General features: G+C 61.2%; 14 protein-coding genes. 5 read left to right on the top strand and 9 right to left on the bottom strand.

Translation table 11 applies throughout. The features are described 5' to 3' along the window. The first annotated feature begins 48 nt into the window (after positions 1-48). Positions 49-2259, top strand: coding sequence for an LTA synthase family protein (locus tag QRN33_RS19240; RefSeq protein WP_285409566.1), 2211 nt, complete (start codon positions 49-51; stop codon positions 2257-2259). A gap of 220 nt (positions 2260-2479) precedes the next feature. Next, complete coding sequence (gene katG, locus QRN33_RS19235) at positions 2480-4756, top strand: catalase/peroxidase HPI (protein ID WP_285409565.1); 2277 nt, start codon at positions 2480-2482, stop codon at positions 4754-4756. Positions 4757-5020: 264 nt separating this feature from the next. Here the strand turns inward: katG and pepN are convergent, their stop codons facing one another. Genes pepN through QRN33_RS19205 form a run of 6 tightly spaced genes read right to left on the bottom strand, consistent with a single transcriptional unit; the run spans position 5021 to position 11538 of the window. Further along, positions 5021-7678: an aminopeptidase N gene (pepN, locus tag QRN33_RS19230; protein WP_285409564.1), complete on the bottom strand. Its 2658-nt coding sequence runs from the start codon at positions 7676-7678 to the stop codon at positions 5021-5023. 10 nt (positions 7679-7688) lie between these two features. Further along, a complete protein-coding gene (locus QRN33_RS19225; RefSeq protein WP_042609562.1) occupies positions 7689-8519 on the bottom strand; it encodes a DUF2797 domain-containing protein in 831 nt (276 codons plus the stop codon). Further along, the gene (locus QRN33_RS19220; protein WP_042609561.1) at positions 8516-8776 is read right to left on the bottom strand and encodes a YeaC family protein; all 261 of its coding nucleotides are present in this window, start codon (positions 8774-8776) and stop codon (positions 8516-8518) included. Before QRN33_RS19220 ends, QRN33_RS19225 begins: the two co-directional genes overlap by 4 nt. Positions 8777-8810: 34 nt before the next feature. Next, positions 8811-9680, bottom strand: a complete 870-nt coding sequence (locus QRN33_RS19215; RefSeq protein ID WP_285409563.1) for a rhomboid family intramembrane serine protease — start codon at positions 9678-9680, stop codon at positions 8811-8813. Further along, positions 9677-10648, bottom strand: a complete 972-nt coding sequence (locus QRN33_RS19210) for a metallophosphoesterase (protein ID WP_064362001.1) — start codon at positions 10646-10648, stop codon at positions 9677-9679. Before QRN33_RS19210 ends, QRN33_RS19215 begins: the two co-directional genes overlap by 4 nt. Continuing rightward, positions 10648-11538 carry an NAD(+) kinase gene (locus QRN33_RS19205; RefSeq protein WP_041480619.1) on the bottom strand — a complete coding sequence of 297 codons (891 nt, stop codon included), beginning with the start codon at positions 11536-11538 and terminating at the stop codon, positions 10648-10650. Before QRN33_RS19205 ends, QRN33_RS19210 begins: the two co-directional genes overlap by 1 nt. A 114-nt stretch (positions 11539-11652) precedes the next feature. On the opposite strand from QRN33_RS19205, the gene QRN33_RS19200 reads away from it, so the two are divergent. Beyond that, positions 11653-12603: a DUF1853 family protein gene (locus QRN33_RS19200; RefSeq protein WP_064362002.1), complete on the top strand. Its 951-nt coding sequence runs from the start codon at positions 11653-11655 to the stop codon at positions 12601-12603. A 106-nt stretch (positions 12604-12709) separates the two neighbouring features. Here QRN33_RS19200 and QRN33_RS19195 read toward each other — a convergent pair whose 3' ends face one another. Together QRN33_RS19195 and QRN33_RS19190 are read right to left on the bottom strand one after the other, a co-directional pair. Next, entirely contained in the window at positions 12710-13993 is a 1284-nt protein-coding gene (locus tag QRN33_RS19195; protein ID WP_285409562.1) for an arsenic transporter, read from the bottom strand. 144 nt (positions 13994-14137) lie between these two features. Further along, positions 14138-14695: an NADPH-dependent FMN reductase gene (locus QRN33_RS19190; protein ID WP_042609556.1), complete on the bottom strand. Its 558-nt coding sequence runs from the start codon at positions 14693-14695 to the stop codon at positions 14138-14140. Between the two features lie 183 nt (positions 14696-14878). Here QRN33_RS19190 and QRN33_RS19185 point away from each other — a divergent pair, with 183 nt between their 5' ends. Beyond that, positions 14879-15109: a hypothetical protein gene (locus tag QRN33_RS19185; RefSeq protein ID WP_042609555.1), complete on the top strand. Its 231-nt coding sequence runs from the start codon at positions 14879-14881 to the stop codon at positions 15107-15109. An 85-nt stretch (positions 15110-15194) separates the two neighbouring features. Next, complete coding sequence (locus QRN33_RS19180; RefSeq protein WP_285409561.1) at positions 15195-16088, top strand: LysR family transcriptional regulator; 894 nt, start codon at positions 15195-15197, stop codon at positions 16086-16088. On the opposite strand, the gene QRN33_RS19175 is transcribed toward QRN33_RS19180, so the two are convergent. After that, positions 16054-16668 (bottom strand): GNAT family N-acetyltransferase, encoded by a 615-nt coding sequence (locus tag QRN33_RS19175; RefSeq protein WP_042609553.1) that lies wholly within the window; start codon positions 16666-16668, stop codon positions 16054-16056. The two genes, QRN33_RS19180 and QRN33_RS19175, sit on opposite strands and share 35 nt — an antisense overlap. Between the last annotated feature and the right edge of the window lie 62 nt (positions 16669-16730).

The raw sequence follows: 16730 nt of genomic DNA, 5'->3' as shown, positions 1-16730 counted from the left end.
TCATCACCCACACTTTTTTGACCCTTTGATGACATGCAGGCCTTTTTTGTGAGTGCTCTTTTCAACTGGCTGCGGCGGCCGAATGCCCGCCTCCTGTCCCTGATCGTTTTGTTATTGATCGTACCGGTGTGCCTGCGCGCGGCGTTGGGCTGGTCGACACCGCTGGGCTTTTTATCGGATCTGGCCGTCGGCAGTCTGCTGGTGGTAGCACTGCATCGTCGCGCCTGGTGGCTGGCCTTGCCGGTGCTGGTGTTCTGGGCGCTGCTGGCGATCGCCACGGCAGAACTGGTCAGCGCCGTCGGCCGCCTGCCGACGCCTTCGGATATTCACTATTTGATCGACCCGCAGTTCGTCGAGAATTCCACCGGCGGCGGACTTGCGCACCCTGCCCTGGCTTTCGCTTTGTTGGGGGCATTGAGTTTCTGGCTGCTCACTCAAGTGGCCGGACGTGGTCTTTCTCGTCCGGCACTGCCGCGCGCGTTCTGGGCCGCGCCAATGGTGTTGTTCGCCGCACACTGGGCTGCGCAAAACCTGTGGCCGAACGACGGCGACGCATGGCGCCTGTACAACCTGCCGCATCAACTGCTCGCCAGTGAAGTCGCCGACCTGCAGATCCAGGCCGAGGAATGGCTGGACGGTGACCTCGAAGAGCCGACGCCCGCAATGGCGGGGCTCACCGACGTCGACCTCAATGGCCAGAAGCTGCTGACCGCGCCGGGTCAGGCGCGCAACGTGTTGATCATCGCCCTGGAAGGCATTCCCGGCGCCTACATCCGTGCCAACCGCGAGGCGATCGGCAGTCATTATCAGGAAGACCTGATGCCCAACCTCAGCCGCTGGGCCGAGCGCGGCATGAACACACCGGATTACGTGCTGCACACCCATCAGACCATTCGCGGTCTGTACGCCATGCTCTGCGGTGACTACGACAAGCTCAACAACGGCACGCCCAAGGGCGTGGAAATGCTCACTCTCAACGAGCGCAATCAGGCCTGCCTGCCGGCGCAGCTGCGCGAGCACGGTTTCAGCACCCACTATTTACAGGGCGCCGGACTGCGTTTCATGGCCAAAGACAAGATCATGCCGCACATCGGTTTCGATGCGACCCATGGCCTGGAATGGTTCAGCAACAGCAACTATCTGGAGTTCCCGTGGGGCAAGGATGACAAGGCGTTTTTCGAAGGCGCGCTGAATTACGTCGGCCAACTGAAAAATCACAAACAGCCGTGGATGCTCACGCTGCTGACAGTCGGCACCCACCAGCCCTACTCCGCACCGGACGATTATCTGCAGCGCTATGAGACGCCGAAGCAGGCCGCCGTTGGTTACCTCGACGATGCGCTGGACCAGTTTCTTTCGGGGCTGGAACGCCAGGGCATTCTGAAAGACACACTGGTGGTGATCACCTCGGATGAATCCCACGGAATCGACGGCGTGCGGCTGGCCTCGTCGTGGGGTTTCAACCTGACGCTGGCGCCGGAGCAAGCGCAACTGCCGCGCCTGAATGCCGGGGTGTACGGCCACGTCGATCTGAGCACTTCGATCCTCGACTATTTCGACCTGCCTGTACCGACGGCGCTGAGCGGCCGGTCGCTGTTTCGCGACTACGATTCCGGGCGCGAAATCATGTCGTTCACCAACGGCAAACTGCGCTACCACAACGGTCAGGGCATTTTCTCCGAGTGCGACCTGCCGCGCCGCTGCCGCTATTACCAAAGCCCCGGCTTCATCGCCGAAAGCGCCACCTATAAAGGCACCTACAGCGGCCACCCGGCCCGGCAGATCGCCGCGCGCGCCGACGCCCTGGACCTGTCCTTGCTGCGCACGCCGCTCAACCATCGCTACCAGTTCGGCAGCAACAACATCATCCCTCTGCAAGCGCAGATAAAGGATGACTGGGCCGACAACCTGATCGGCGCGCAGTACCTGGAAATGCCCAAAGGCTCGCACACCCGCGTCCGCCTCACCGTACGCTCGGTCGATCCGCAGCAGGCCGCGTACATTCAGCTCAAGGCCAAGGAATTCGAACAGGACGTGCAACTGGGCCTGCCGGCAGAAATGGTCGCCACGGCGGATCAGCCACTGGAGATGGATTTCAGTTTCGACAACCCACAACCGCGCAAGGCCTTTTCGTTTCATTTGTTGGGGTATGGGAATGGCGCGGTTGAAGTCAGCGACTTCAGCGTCATCACCGAATTGCCTGGCCAGGACGACATCCTCGACGACGTGCCGGAGGACGACACCGCGCAATCGAGCTAACCCCTGTAGGAGCTGCCGAAGGCTGCGATCTTTGCTTTTGATTTATCGGTGAACAACAAGATCAAAAAAACGCAGCCTTCGGCAGCTCCTGCATGTGCGGCGAAAGAGTTTGCCTATCAGTGTCCAATAGTCGGGCTATTAGCTGAGTTGCCAACTCGGGTCTAGCCTTACCAGTCCGAAGTCGGCACGAGCCGGCCGCAGACCTGATAGGGATACGAACATGGCAAACGAATCGAAATGCCCGTTCAACCACGCCGCCGGTGGCGGTACGACGAACCGTGACTGGTGGCCGAACCAACTCAACCTCAAGATCCTCAGCCAGCATTCACCCAAGTCCGATCCGCTGGGCCAGGACTTCGACTACGCCAAAGCCTTCAAAAGCCTCGACTTCCAGGCTCTGAAACAAGACATCAAAGCGCTGATGACCGACTCCCAGGACTGGTGGCCAGCCGACTTCGGCCATTACGGTCCGTTGTTCGTGCGCATGGCGTGGCACAGCGCCGGGACCTATCGCACCGCCGATGGCCGGGGTGGTGCCGGTTCCGGTCAGCAACGCTTTGCGCCGCTCAACAGCTGGCCGGACAACGTCAGCCTCGACAAGGCCCGCCGCCTGCTCTGGCCGATCAAGCAAAAATACGGACGCAACATTTCCTGGGCCGACCTGATCGTGCTCACCGGCAACGTCGCCCTGGAATCCATGGGCTTCAAGACCTTCGGTTTCTCCGGCGGCCGCGCGGATGTCTGGGAGCCGGATGAAGACGTTTATTGGGGCTCGGAAACCGAGTGGCTGGGCGGCGACAACCGTTACGGCAAGAGCAATGGCCCGGTTCAAGAGCCCGGCGACGGCACGCTGGTGGCTGAGCCTGATTTGCATGGCCGTGAAGAAAGCCGCACCGATCAGGGCGAACGCAATCTGGAAAATCCCCTCGCCGCCGTGCAGATGGGCCTGATCTACGTAAACCCGGAAGGTCCTGAAGGCAACCCGGACCCGGTGGCCTCGGCCAAGGACATTCGCGAAACCTTCGGCCGCATGGCCATGAACGACGAAGAAACCGTGGCGCTGATTGCGGGCGGCCACGCGTTCGGCAAAACCCACGGCGCCGGCCCTGCCGACAATGTCGGTGCCGAACCGGAAGCGGCCGGCCTTGAACAACAAGGTCTGGGCTGGAAAAACGCCTTCGGCACCGGTAAAGGCGCGGACACCATCACCAGCGGCCTGGAAGTCACCTGGACCACCACGCCAACGCAGTGGAGCAACAACTATCTGGAAAACCTGTTCGGCTTCGAATGGGAGCTGAGCAAAAGCCCGGCGGGCGCCAATCAATGGCAACCGAAAAACGGCGCCGGTGCCGGCACCGTTCCCCACGCTCACGATCCGAACAAGAAGCTCTCGCCGACCATGCTCACCTCCGACCTGGCGCTGCGCTTCGATCCTGCCTATGAGCAGATCTCGCGGCGCTTCCTGGCCAATCCCGATCAGCTCGCCGACGCGTTCGCCCGCGCCTGGTACAAGCTGATCCATCGCGACATGGGGCCACTCTCTCGCTACCTCGGCCCGGAACTGCCGCAAGAGGAATTGCTCTGGCAAGACCCGCTGCCCGACGTAACCCATGCGCTGATCGATGACAGCGACGCCACGGCGCTGAAGAACAAGGTGCTGGATTCAGGACTGTCGGTCTCGCAACTGGTCTCCACCGCGTGGGCGGCAGCATCGACCTTCCGCGGCTCGGACAAGCGCGGCGGTGCCAACGGCGGGCGCTTGCGTCTGGCCCCACAGAAGTTCTGGCAGGCCAACCAGCCGGAGCAACTGGACAAGGTGCTGAGCACACTCGAAGGCATTCAGAACGAGTTCAACAACGGCGCGGCCGGTGGCAAGAAGATCTCGCTGGCTGACTTGATTGTGCTGGCCGGCAATGCCGGGGTGGAGAAAGCCGCGCAAAACGCCGGGCATTCGGTGTCGGTGCCATTCTCACCGGGCCGCGTCGATGCTTCGCAGGAGCAGACCGATGTCGAATCGTTCGGCTTCCTCGAACCGATCGCCGACGGTTTCCGCAATTACAGCAAAGGCAAATACACGGTTGCGGCGGAAACCCTGCTGATCGACAAGGCGCAATTGCTCACCCTCACCGCGCCGGAAATGACCGTGCTGGTGGGTGGTCTGCGGGTGTTGAACACCAACGTCGGGCAGACAAAGCATGGCGTATTCACCGACAAACCCGAAGCGCTGAGCAATGACTTCTTCACCCACCTGCTGGACATGGGTGTGGAGTGGACGCCGACCTCGCGGGATGCCGACGAGTTCGAGGGTCGCGATCGCCAGACCGGAGCGGCGAAATGGACGGCGACGCGGGTGGATCTGGTGTTCGGCTCGAATGCGCAATTGCGCGCCTTGGCCGAGGTGTATGCCAGTTCCGACGCGAAGACGCAGTTCGTCAACGATTTCGTCAAGGCATGGACGAAGGTGATGAATCTGGACCGGTTTGACCTGCGTAAATAGCTGTTTCTTGTGCCAATGAAAATGCCGCTCGTTGAGCGGCATTTTTGTGTCTGCTTTGCCCTCTCCCAATGGGAGAGGGGGAAAGGGAGCCGATCGAGGGCTTTTCAGATCCTGAGTTCGACTCGGTAATTCAGGTCGGCGGATAGAAAAAGGCACCTCGGTCAGTCCCCTCTCCCTCTGGGAGAGGGTTAGGGTGAGGGGCGGTGATCATCAAAATCAAAAGATCGCCGCCTCGTTTCACTCGACAGCTCCTACAGGATCGGGTTACGCCAGGCTTTTGCTTACCACTTCATACACGTCGCTGGACAACGCTCCGGACGCCAGGATCCGCTCCAGCTCACCCTTCATCAGCGCCTGACGCGCGCTGTCGTATTTGCGCCAGCGGGTCAGCGGCGCCAGTTGGCGTGAGGCGATCTGGGGGTTGAAGCCGTTCAGTTCGATCACCAGATCGGCGAGGAAGCGATAGCCGGAGCCGTCCGCCGCGTGGAAGTTGATCAGGTTTTGTCCGGCGAAGGCACCGATCAGTGCGCGCACCTTGTTCGGGTTCTTGATGTTGAACGCCGGGTGCTGCATCAACGCCTTCACGCGCTCCAGCCCGCCTGGCAAGGTGCTGCCGGCCTGCACGCTGAACCACTGATCCATGACCAGCGGATTGTCCTTGAAGTGCTCGGCGAAACTGGCCAAAGCCACGGCCTTCTGCTCTTCGAACGGCGAGTTGACCAGCACCGCCAGCGCAGTCAGGCGCTCGGTCATGTTGTCGGCCGTCTCGAACTGCTCCAGCGCTGCCGCCAGGACTTCCGGCTTGCCGCTGAGCATCAGGTACGACAGGGCAATATTCTGCAGCGCGCGTCGGGCGAAGTGCTCGGCCTCGGCTACGTACGGAGTCTTTTTCGACAGATCGCGGTTGGCCTGATAACGCAGCCACAGCGCTTCGAACAAGCCTTCGGCCAGTTGCTTGCGGGCAAATTCGCGCGCGACATGAATCGCCTCGACGTCGGCCACTTCGCTGATCTCGGTCAGATACGCCTCACCCGGCAGAGAGAGCATTTCGGCAACCATCGCCTGATCCAGCGACTCGTCGGACAGCACCGTGCGCAGCGCCGACACCAGACGCGGATCGAGCGTCAGGCTCTCGCCCTTCTGATGCTGAGCGATCAATTCCTGCAGCACTTGCACCGACAATTGCTGACCGGCATCCCAGCGGTTGAAGCCGTCGCTGTCGTGCTGCATAAGGAACATCAGTTGATCGCGGTTGTACGGGAAGCTCAGTTTCACCGGCGCCGAGAAGCCACGCAGCAGCGATGGCAACGGCTGTTCGTTGATATCGATGAAAGTGAAGGTCTGTTCGGCTTCGGTGACCGAAATCACCCGAGTGGTGCCTTGTGCCGAGGCTTCACCAGCCAGACGCAGGGCGATTTCGTTGCCCTGGCTGTCGAGCAGGCCGAGCTCGACCGGAATCACGAACGGTAGTTTTTCCACCTTGTCCGGGGTCGGCGGGCAGCTCTGGCGGAAGGTCAGGCTGTAGGTTTTCGCGGCGGCGTCATAGGACTCGGACACTGCCAGACGTGGCGTGCCGGCCTGGCTGTACCAGCGCTTGAACTGGCTGAGGTCGACGCCATTGGCGTCTTCCATGGCCTTGACGAAGTCGTCGCAGGTCACGGCCTGACCGTCGTGGCGTTCGAAATACAGATCGCTGCCCTTACGGAAGCCTTCGGCACCGAGCAAGGTGTGGATCATGCCAACCACTTCCGAACCCTTTTCGTACACGGTCAGGGTGTAGAAGTTGGAAATCTCGATGAAGCTGTCCGGGCGCACGGCGTGGGCCATGGGGCCGGCATCTTCGGCGAACTGGTGGGTGCGCAGATAGGCCACGTCCTGAATGCGCTTGACCGTCGCCGAGTTCATGTCCGAGGAGAAACCGGCGTCGCGGAACACCGTGAAGCCTTCCTTGAGCGACAGCTGGAACCAGTCGCGGCAGGTCACGCGGTTGCCCGACCAGTTGTGGAAATATTCGTGGGCAACGATCGCCTCGACCCGCTGGTGCGCGGCGTCGGTGGCGGTTTCGGCGCGGGCCAGCACGGCGCTGGAGTTGAAAATGTTGAGGCCCTTGTTCTCCATCGCGCCCATGTTGAAATCGTTGACCGCGACGATCATGAAGATGTCCAGATCGTACTCGCGACCGTAGACCTCTTCATCCCAGCGCATGGATTTCTTCAGGCTGTTCATCGCGTGCTGGCACTTGTCGATGTTTTCCGGCTCGACGTAAATGCGCAGCGCGACATTGCGCTGGCTCATGGTGGTGAAGGTGTCTTCGACGCACCACAGATCACCGGCGACCAGCGCAAACAGGTACGCCGGTTTCTTGAACGGATCTTCCCAGGTCGCCCAGTGCCGGCCGTCTTCGCCAGGGCCGGAAGCGATCGGGTTACCGTTGGAGAGCAGCACCGGGTAGCTGTGCTGTTCGGCCACCACTGTGGTGGTGAACTTGCTCATCACGTCCGGGCGGTCGAGGTAATAGGTGATCTTGCGGAAACCTTCGGCCTCGCACTGGGTGCAGAACATCGTGCCGGACTTGTACAGGCCTTCCAGCGCGGTATTGGTTTCCGGGTGGATGCGCACGCTGGTGTCGAGCGTGAAGGTTTCGCTGGTTGGCTGCAGGGTCAGGTGGCTGTCGGAGACCTGATAGTCGGCAGCGCTCAGCTCCTGGTCCGCCAGCGTCACCGAGAGCAACTCCAGTTGCTGGCCGTCGAGCACCAGCGGCGGCAGGCCGGCGCCGCGCTCGGGGTTGCGGCGCATCACCAGTTGCGCGTGAACCAGGCTGTGGTCCTCGAACAACTCGAAGGTCAGGTGCGTTTCGTCGATCAGGTACTCGGGCGCCTGATAGTCCTTGAGGTAAATCATCTTCGGTTGTTCGGTGCGCATGCTGGAATCCTTATTGATGCACGGCGAGCTGGTAGGCCGTGTATTTACGAATGTTGATCACGCCGGTGTCGAAGATCAGGTACTGGCCCTTGATCCCCAGCAGCGTGCCTTCGGCAATCGGGTTCTTGTCCAGGTTGAAGCTGACGATTTTCGCCGGGTACTGTTCGACGGGATAGCGGATTTCCAGCGGTTCGACATCGGCAATCGTCTGAATTGCCTGTAGGCCGAATCGCTCCTGCAAACCTTGCAGGCCTTCGGCGCAGCTTTCGAACAACTGATCGCGCACCTGCGCCAGATCCACCGCCGCCGCGTCGCCCTTGAGCAATGCGCGCCAGTTGGTCTTGTCCGCCACCTGGCTGCGGAACAGGTCTTCGACAAACCCCGATTGCTGGCGTGTCGACACGCGCATGATCGGCAGCGCCTGACTCGCGCCCTGATCGAGCCAGCGGGTCGGCAACTGCGTAGCACGGGTGATGCCAACCTTGATGCCTGACGAATTGGCCAGGTAAACCACATGGTCGGTCATGCAGAATTTCTCGCCCCACTCCGGATCGCGGCAGGTGCCGGCGTCGAAATGGCAGCGCTCGGGGCTCATGATGCACAGGTCGCACTGCGCCAGTTTGGTCATGCACGGGTAGCAATAGCCCTGACTGAAACTGGTTTTGGTCCTGCGCCCGCAATGGCTGCAATGGATTGCTCCGAGGAACTCCAGACGCAGCGTACTGCCGATCAACGGATTGACCGGCACCTCGACGTCATCCAGACGAAACGCGTACTGCACGTTCGGCCCGTCCAGGCGCGCCGACATTTTGCTGATTGCACCGCGGCCAATCTCGATCAATGGATGGCATCCGACTTGAACAGGATGTTCGGCACTTCGATCGACTTCGACGCACACTCTTGCGGGCCCATGTAACCGGTGCGCTGGTCTTCCGGCAGGTTCTGGATTTCCCAGGCGATCATCGCCTGCAACGACAGCTCGCGCTGTTCGGCGGTGAGTTTGTTGCCGTCCGACCATTTGCCGATTTCCACGGCCAGTTTCAGGCTCTCGTAGATGTCCGGGGTGATGTTGCTGATCATGTCGTTGAAAGAGGACATCAGGGTCTCCGTGCTCTTTACTGAAGCAAAAATTTTAGACGGCCAGTTTACGGCGGTTATACAAACCGCCCAACAAACCGGTGAAGCATCCGATGAGTAACCCGCTCAGGTGCGCGGCGTTGGCGATCTGGCCGAAACCGATCAGCGAGACCAGCCCGGACATGCACACCACCAGCCATACCAGCATCATCACCAGCACACCGCGCGGCAGGCGATAGGCCGGGTTCGGCGCCAGCAACTGGAAGATCCAGCAATGCCCGAGCAAACCGTAGAGCACGCCGGACAGCCCACCAAACAGGCTCGGGCCGCTCCAGACGAACTGCGCGTAGTTGGAGACCAGACTGAACAGCAGCGTCAGGCCGATCAGGTTGATGCTGCCCTGGCGCGACTCGATGCGCCGCCCCAGCTCCCAGTACCACATGCCGTTCATGGCCAGATGGAGGATGCCGAAGTGGATCAGCATCGGCGTGATCAGCCGCCACCACTGCCCTGCCGCCAGACTGTCGGCCAGCGGCGTGAAGTGGATGTACTCGCCAATCACGCGGAAATCGAGGAAGGTCAGCCAGCGCAGCGTTTCCAGATTTTCGCCGAGAAAGGTCAGACCGCCGACGATCAGGCTCAACAGCAGAATGAATCCGGTGGCCCTGGCGTGTTTCAGCTGCTCGGCAAAACCCGGCCTTTTGAAGGTCTGGCCCCCAGGCATGTCCAGTTGCTGATCCGGGTCGCCGGCCGGGAAGCGCTCGTACAGCGAACGCACGTCCTCGCTGATTTCCTCCGGCGCCCACAGCACCTGCTCGCCCGCTTCTTCGCTGACCCGATGGGGCACTTGCATACGTTGCAGCAGCTTGACGAAGCCGCTCAAATCCACCGCCAACGGCAGGCGCAATACCGCTACCGCACTCATTGCAGCACCTCCGGCCGCTCGACATCGACCCAGACGAATTTTTGCGGATCCAGGCGCGTTTCCTGATCCAGACGATAGGCCACCAGTTTGCCGTAGAGCACGGCGCTGTAATCCAGGCACGCGAGGTTCGGGCGGATCGGCGCCGGTTTGCCGCTGCGCCAGTAGTGGCCGACGAACAGCAACGGCTCGTCGACGCCATAGCGCAGCAGGGAATTCTTTTCAATGGACGTCAACGGCGTTTGCGCGACAGGTTCCGGCAACGCATCTGGCTGGAACACGATATCGCCGTAGGTTTTCGGGTCGTCTTCCCAGAACTTGGTGCGGAAGAACGAACGCACCAGACCGTCGCCGCTGGTCATGGTCAGGCCGCCCGGCAGGCGCATATCGGTGCCACGCAGCAAGCGGTCGAACACGGTGCAGGCGAAACTGCCGGGAACCGCCGACGCCTGGAGGAAATGCTCATCGACGCAGCCGTCGGGGAACAACGCCTGCAGCGGCTCGATCAAGCCGGCATCCCAGCAGGCGTGGACGACGCGGAAGCGTCCGGCATCGACGAACAGCGGCAGCTCGTAGAACCACTGCTGGAAGTCATGCCAGTCGCCCGGATGGTTTTCGAATTGCGTCAGGGTTTCCTGCAGCAGGCGCGCATGGCGCTTGGTGTGTTCGCGCACGAACTGCTTCCCGCTGCCCGGTGGCGCCGGAGTCACCCAACCGAGCGCGTTGAATTCATGGTTGCCCATGATGCACAGCGCCTGCCCCGCCTCGACCATGTCGTGGACGATATGCAGCGCCTCGCGAATCCGCGGGCCACGGTCGATGATGTCGCCGACGAACACCGCCATGCGTGAAGGATGGCGCCAGACCCCGCCCTGCTTGTGATAACCGAGACGGTCCAGCAAGTGTTCGAGGGTCAGAGCGCATCCGTGCACGTCACCGATCAGGTCGTAACTGCGCGCGGGATCGAGCATCAGTCGCCTCCACCCCCCAGCTTGCTGCCCCAGCCAAGCTTGGTCCGGCACACCTCGTAGTAATTGTGATCGAGCGGATGAATCAGGCGCAGTTTCTGCGCTTTCTTGCTCACGGTAATGGTGTCGCCCGGTGCGCAGGTGAAGTGGTTCTGACCGTCGCAGGAGACCTGCGGGTAGATCTGCATATCTTTGGACACGACGATTTTCAGCTCACTGTTGCCATCGACCACGATTGGCCGTCCCGACAAGGTATGGGGGTACATCGGCACAATCACAATAGCGTCGAGCTTGGGATGCATGATCGGACCACCGGCAGACAACGCGTAGGCAGTGGACCCGGTGGGCGTGGCGACGATCAGGCCGTCGGCCTTCTGGCTGCAGACGAACTGGCCGTCGATGTACAACTCGAACTCGATCATCCGCGTCGATTTGCCCGGGTGCAGCACCACATCGTTGAGCGCATCGCCCTGCCCGATGGCCTCGCCATGGCGACGCACTTCGGCTTGCAGCAGGAAGCGGTTTTCCACCAGATAGTGGCCGTCGAGCACTTCGGCGACCTTAATTTCCAGCTCGTCCGGGCGAATATCAGTGAGGAAGCCAAGGCTGCCACGGTTGATGCCCAGAACCGGAATATTGTGCCTGGCCAGCGCCCGCGCGGCGCCGAGCAGGCTGCCGTCACCGCCGACGACGATGACCATGTCGCAGACTTCGCCGAGCATCTTGCGCGACGAGGTTTGCAGGCCGTGGCCCGGCAGGACTTCAGCGATGGTGTCTTCGAGGATCACATGCAGGTGACGGTCGAGCAGAAAGCGTTTCAGTCGGCGGACGGTATCCAGCACCTGGGAACTGCCCAGGCGACCGATGATGCCGATATTACGAAATTGCTCCATGGGACCTCTGCGGACAATCGAAAACGCGAAAACCCGATTATGGGCGAAAGCGCCAGATAGACAAAATCCTTTCAGCCTCAAGGGTGGGCTCAGGTTTAAGGCTATGCTCGCAAGATGATCCTGTTTCCCGATTTGCTTCAGCTGCCCCATCAATTACGCCATCCCGAAGTGCGGGACCTGGCGTGGGTGATCCTCGCGCCGCCGATGCTCGCCGACACGCCGTGGCCGCAGCGTCATCCGCTGGCCGGCAGCGACTGGGTGCACGACCCGCAGCGTCTCGAACACTGGTTGCGTCAGCTCGACCGCGACAGTTACGGCCTGCTGCAATGGCTATCCCAGGCGCGCACCCGGCGTCTGGGCCTGTATTACGAACGCCTGTGGCAGTTCGCCGTGGAGCACGCACCGGGCATCGACCTGATCGCCGCCAACCTGCCGATCCGCCGCGCCGGGCACACCCTCGGCGAACTGGACATGCTGCTGCGTGACCGCGACGGCGTGCACCATCTGGAACTGGCGATCAAGCTCTACCTCGGACCGCAGGCTGGCGATGGCCGCGATCCGGCGCAGTGGCTCGGGCCAGGCTGCCATGACCGGCTGGATCGCAAACTGGCGCATCTGGCCGAGCATCAATTACCGATCTCGGCGCGTCCGGAAAGCCGCGAAGTGCTGGCGGCACTGGATATCGAAACCTTCAGCGCGCAATTGTGGCTGGGCGGTTATCTGCTGTATCCGTGGCCGGGGCAGGCCGACTCACCGAACGGCGCCCATCCGCAACATCTGCGTGGCAGTTGGCTGCATCAGCAGGACTGGCCGGCGTTTGTCGCGCAACGTCCGCCAGGACGCTGGCAACCCCTGCCCCGCCACGCCTGGCTGGCGCCGGCGCACTACCCGGCGGACCAGGTCTGGGCGGATGAGCATTTGCGTTTGTGGCTGCAAGACCTGCCAGCGTTGGCCCCGGCGCAATTGATGGTGCGCCTGACCGAGAATGCCCAAGGGGAATGGGAAGAGGCGGAGCGGTTGTTCCTGGTGGCGGATCTCTGGCCGAATGTCCCCGGCCAAGCCTGAGATTTGTGGTGTCTGACCCACCGCCATCGCGAGCAGGCTCACTCCTACAGGGGAACGCATTTCAAATTGTAGGAGTGAGCCTGCTCGCGATTGGGGTCAGCCCGGTCTACAGCGAAAGCCGCAAAGCCAACGCCGCCAACGTCACCAGCAACACCGGTACGGTCAACACAATTCCGACACGGAAGTAATAGCCCCAGCCAATATGGATGCCCTTGCGCTCCAGCACATGCAGCCACAACAAGGTCGCCAGACTGCCGATCGGGGTGATCTTCGGCCCCAGGTCGCTGCCAATCACGTTGGCATAGATCATCGCCTCCTTGATCACCCCGCTGGCCTGACTCGCGTCGATCGACAGCAAGCCGATCAGCACAGTCGGCAGGTTGTTCATGATCGACGACAACAGCGCCGTCAAAACCCCGGTGCCCATGGCCGCACCCCACACGCCGTGGCCGGCGAATACGTCCAGCCACCCGGCGAGGTAACTGGTGAGTCCGGCATTGCGCAGGCCGTACACCACCAGGTACATGCCCAGCGAGAAAATCACGATCTGCCACGGCGCTTCTTTCATCACTTTGCGCGTGGAGATCTTGTGGCCGCGCGCGGCGATACCCAGCAGCAGCGCGGCGCACACCGCGGAAATTGCGCTGATCGGAATGCCCAGCGGTTCGAGGGCGAAGCAGCCGATCAACAGGATCACCAGCACCGCCCAACCGGCTTGGAACGTCGCCTTGTCGTGGATCGCAGTGCTCGGGTTTTCCAGTTGTTCAGGGTCGTAAGACGCAGGAATGTCGCGGCGAAAGAACCACAGCAACATGCCCAACGTCGCCGCAACGCTGACGAAGTTGACCGGCACCATCACCGCGGCATAGCGGTTGAAGCCGATATGGAAGAAGTCCGCGGAAACGATGTTGACCAGGTTCGACACCACCAGCGGCAGGCTCGCCGTATCGGCGATAAATCCGGCGCCCATGACGAAGGCCAGGGTCGCCGCTGGCGAAAATCGCAGCGCCAGCAGCATTGAAATCACGATCGGCGTGAGAATCAGCGCCGCGCCGTCATTGGCGAACAGCGCCGAGACCAGCGCGCCGAGCAGCACCATGAAGGCAAACAGCTTGCGCCCACTGCCCCGCCCCCAACGCGCCACATGCAGCGCCGCCCAATTGAAAAAGCCGGCCTCGTCGAGCAGCAGGCTGATGATGATCAGTGCGACGAAGGTGCCGGTGGCGTTCCAGATGATCTGCCAGACCAGCGGAATATCCGTGAGATGAACGACGCCGAAGATCAACGCCAGCACGGCGCCCAGCATTGCACTCCAGCCGACGCCGAGGCCTTTGGGTTGCCAGATGACGAGGGTGATGGTCAGCAGGAAGATCAGTGACGCAGCGAGCATTCGCAGAAGCCTTCATGAAAAGTCTGATAGACAAAACTGTAGGAGTGAGCCTGCTCGCGATGGCGGTGTATCAGTCAGCATTATTGTCAGCTGAAAGACCGCTATCGCGAGCAGGCTCACTCCTACATGGGACCGTGTACGAGATTATTTCTTGTGTTGCTCTACGAACTGGCCGTAGGCATCGATGAATTTCTGCAGGAACGGCTTCACCGATTCGCTCAGCTTGCCCGCTTCGTCAAACGCATTGCCCGCACCGCCCAGATACGCTTCCGGCTGTTGCAGGCAATGGATATCGAGGAAAACAAAGGTCTGGCGCAGGTGCTGGTTGGCGCCGAAACCGCCGATGGCGCCTGGCGATACGCTGATCACCGCGCCGGGCTTGCCGCTCCACGCGCTCTGGCCATAAGGACGGGAGCCGACGTCGATGGCGTTCTTCAACGGTGCCGGGATCGAGCGGTTGTACTCGGGGGTGACAAACAGCACTGCGTCGGATGACGCCACTTTCTGACGGAAAGTGCTGTAGGCTGCGGGCGGAGAATCGCCGTCGATGTCCTCGTTGTACAACGGCAGTTCACCGATTTCGACAATCTCGAGCTTGAGATTGGCCGGTGCCAGTTCGGCGAGGGCCAGTGCGACTTTGCGATTGATCGATGCTTTGCGCAGGCTACCGACCACTACAGCGACGTTGTAGACATTGCTCATGGAAGACTCTCGATGGTCTGTGGGAAGAGTCGCTAGTTATAGATGATCCAGTGACGCTTTCACCAGTGATCATTGGTTTTTCCTGCGCTAAGAATATTTTTTTCCTGTAAGAAAACTTACCGAGCTTGGTGACGGTCTACAAAGCCGCAAATCAAGCGTTTTATCTCCAGAGGTTCTAAGCAGATGGCAGCAGTACTCGTCGGTCAGTTTCATGCAAGAGACGCGGAAGGCCGTGTTTATTCCGTGCATGAATTCCAGGAATCGAACCCGTCTGCAGGCGGATCCACTGGCTCGGAGCCCATTTACAGACTGGCCATTGGCGATCGCGTCAACAAGGTCAGTGACAGCGAGTTTCTCTTGGTTCAATCAGGCATTACCCTGATCCGCGAACCTGAGCCAACCGTCGCTCAATAACCCTGCGTTATGAGCAGAAGTCATGCGTGCAGACTTGGGGTAGGATTCAGCGTCTGACCCCACCTGCTGAACATGGACTTCACGCATGCGTTTACGCCACATCGAAGTGATTCAGGCGCTCTTGCAGACCGGTCACCTGGTCACCGCCGCCGAATGGCTGCAATTGCCCGTGACCGAGGTCGAAGAGCGTTTGCGCGAAGCCGAGAGTCAGCTGGGGTTCATGCTGTTTGCCAGCGTTCGCGGGCGCCTGCAATCGACGCCCGAAGCGCGCGCTCTGCAGGTGGAAATCGCCCACGTCTATGAAGCGCTGGAGCCGGTGCAGCGTCTGGCCAGCAGCCTCAAGCAATACCTCGCCCCGCCCTTGCGCATCATTGGCACCCCGCCGCTGGCCCAACAATTACTGCCACAAAGTCTTGCGACCCTGCGCCGACGCTTGCCCGACGCACCTTGCAGCCTGCTCAGCGCGCCGACACGCAACATCGTCCGCAGCCTGTTACTGCGCGAAAGCGATCTGGGCCTGAGCCTGCACGATCCCGAACACCCCGACATCCACTGTCAGCCGCTGGCCCAGGGCAAGCTGCAATTGCTTGCGCCGCACGGCTGGCTGCAACCGAAACAGAAATATATTTCTCTGGCAGACCTGGCCGGTCAGGCCATGGTCGGTCTCGAAGGTCAGGATCCGCTGAGTCCGGCACTGGAAAACAAGCTGCAGGCGTTGCGCCCGGCACCGAGCATTCAGACCCGCGTGCAGACCCATCAGATGATGCGCAGCATGGTCGAGGCCGGCGAAGGCCTGGCCATCGTCGATCCGTTCACCGCTTTGGGCGCTCGCGCCGGTGGGCTGGACGTTTGTCCGCTGTCACCGGCGGTGCCGATCAGCCTCTACGCCCTGACCTTCAAGCACGCCGCGCCGTCAGCGGCGATTCAGTCGCTGCTGGCGATCATCACGGAACAAGCCGAGGCGATGCTGTCGAGCTGAGGGGTTTTTCCAACGGGTTGTCGAACAGGCGATACCAGAACAACGCGACTTCGGCGGTGTGTGGATCGATGCCGCGATAGCGCAGTTGATCGATGCCGCCAATCACGTAACCGCAGCGCTCATACAGCCGACAGGCGCCGAGGTTGTTGTTCTGGGTTTCGAGCATGATGCCCGGCAGCTTTTTCTTGCGACTCCAGAACTGCGCCACATCGAGCAGCGCCTTGGCCACCCCGTGGCGCCGGGCCGGGGCGTGCACCGCCAGTTCATCGATGTGGGCGAAGCCGTTCCAGTTGGTGCTGATCACCAGATGGCCGACCGGCTCGTCGTCCAGGTACGCCATGAAAATCGCGCTGTCGGGCGCGTTGTGAAAGGCGCTGAACTCCTCCGGATCGATGCCGTAGCACTTGCGGTACGGCACGATCGGCGTCACCGGCCATTGTGCGACCGGTTTGCCGATCACGGCGGCGCCATAGGCAGCGACCTCGAAACTGAAGTCGCTGCCCCAGATATACGGCGCAAAACCTTCGTCGGCGACGCGCACCGACAACCCTGGGTATTTCGGATTCATGACCGGTTGCATACTGGGAAAGGTCCTCATTCCTTGACGCAGCCGACGCTGTCGACCTTGATGTCGCGATGGAT

Origin of the sequence: Pseudomonas sp. FR229a, from assembly GCF_030209115.1 — a bacterium.
GTDB classification, from domain to species: domain Bacteria; phylum Pseudomonadota; class Gammaproteobacteria; order Pseudomonadales; family Pseudomonadaceae; genus Aquipseudomonas; species Aquipseudomonas moraviensis_A.
The sequence above is the reverse complement of the archived record's forward strand: the minus strand, read 5'-3'. Positions and strand labels throughout refer to the sequence as shown.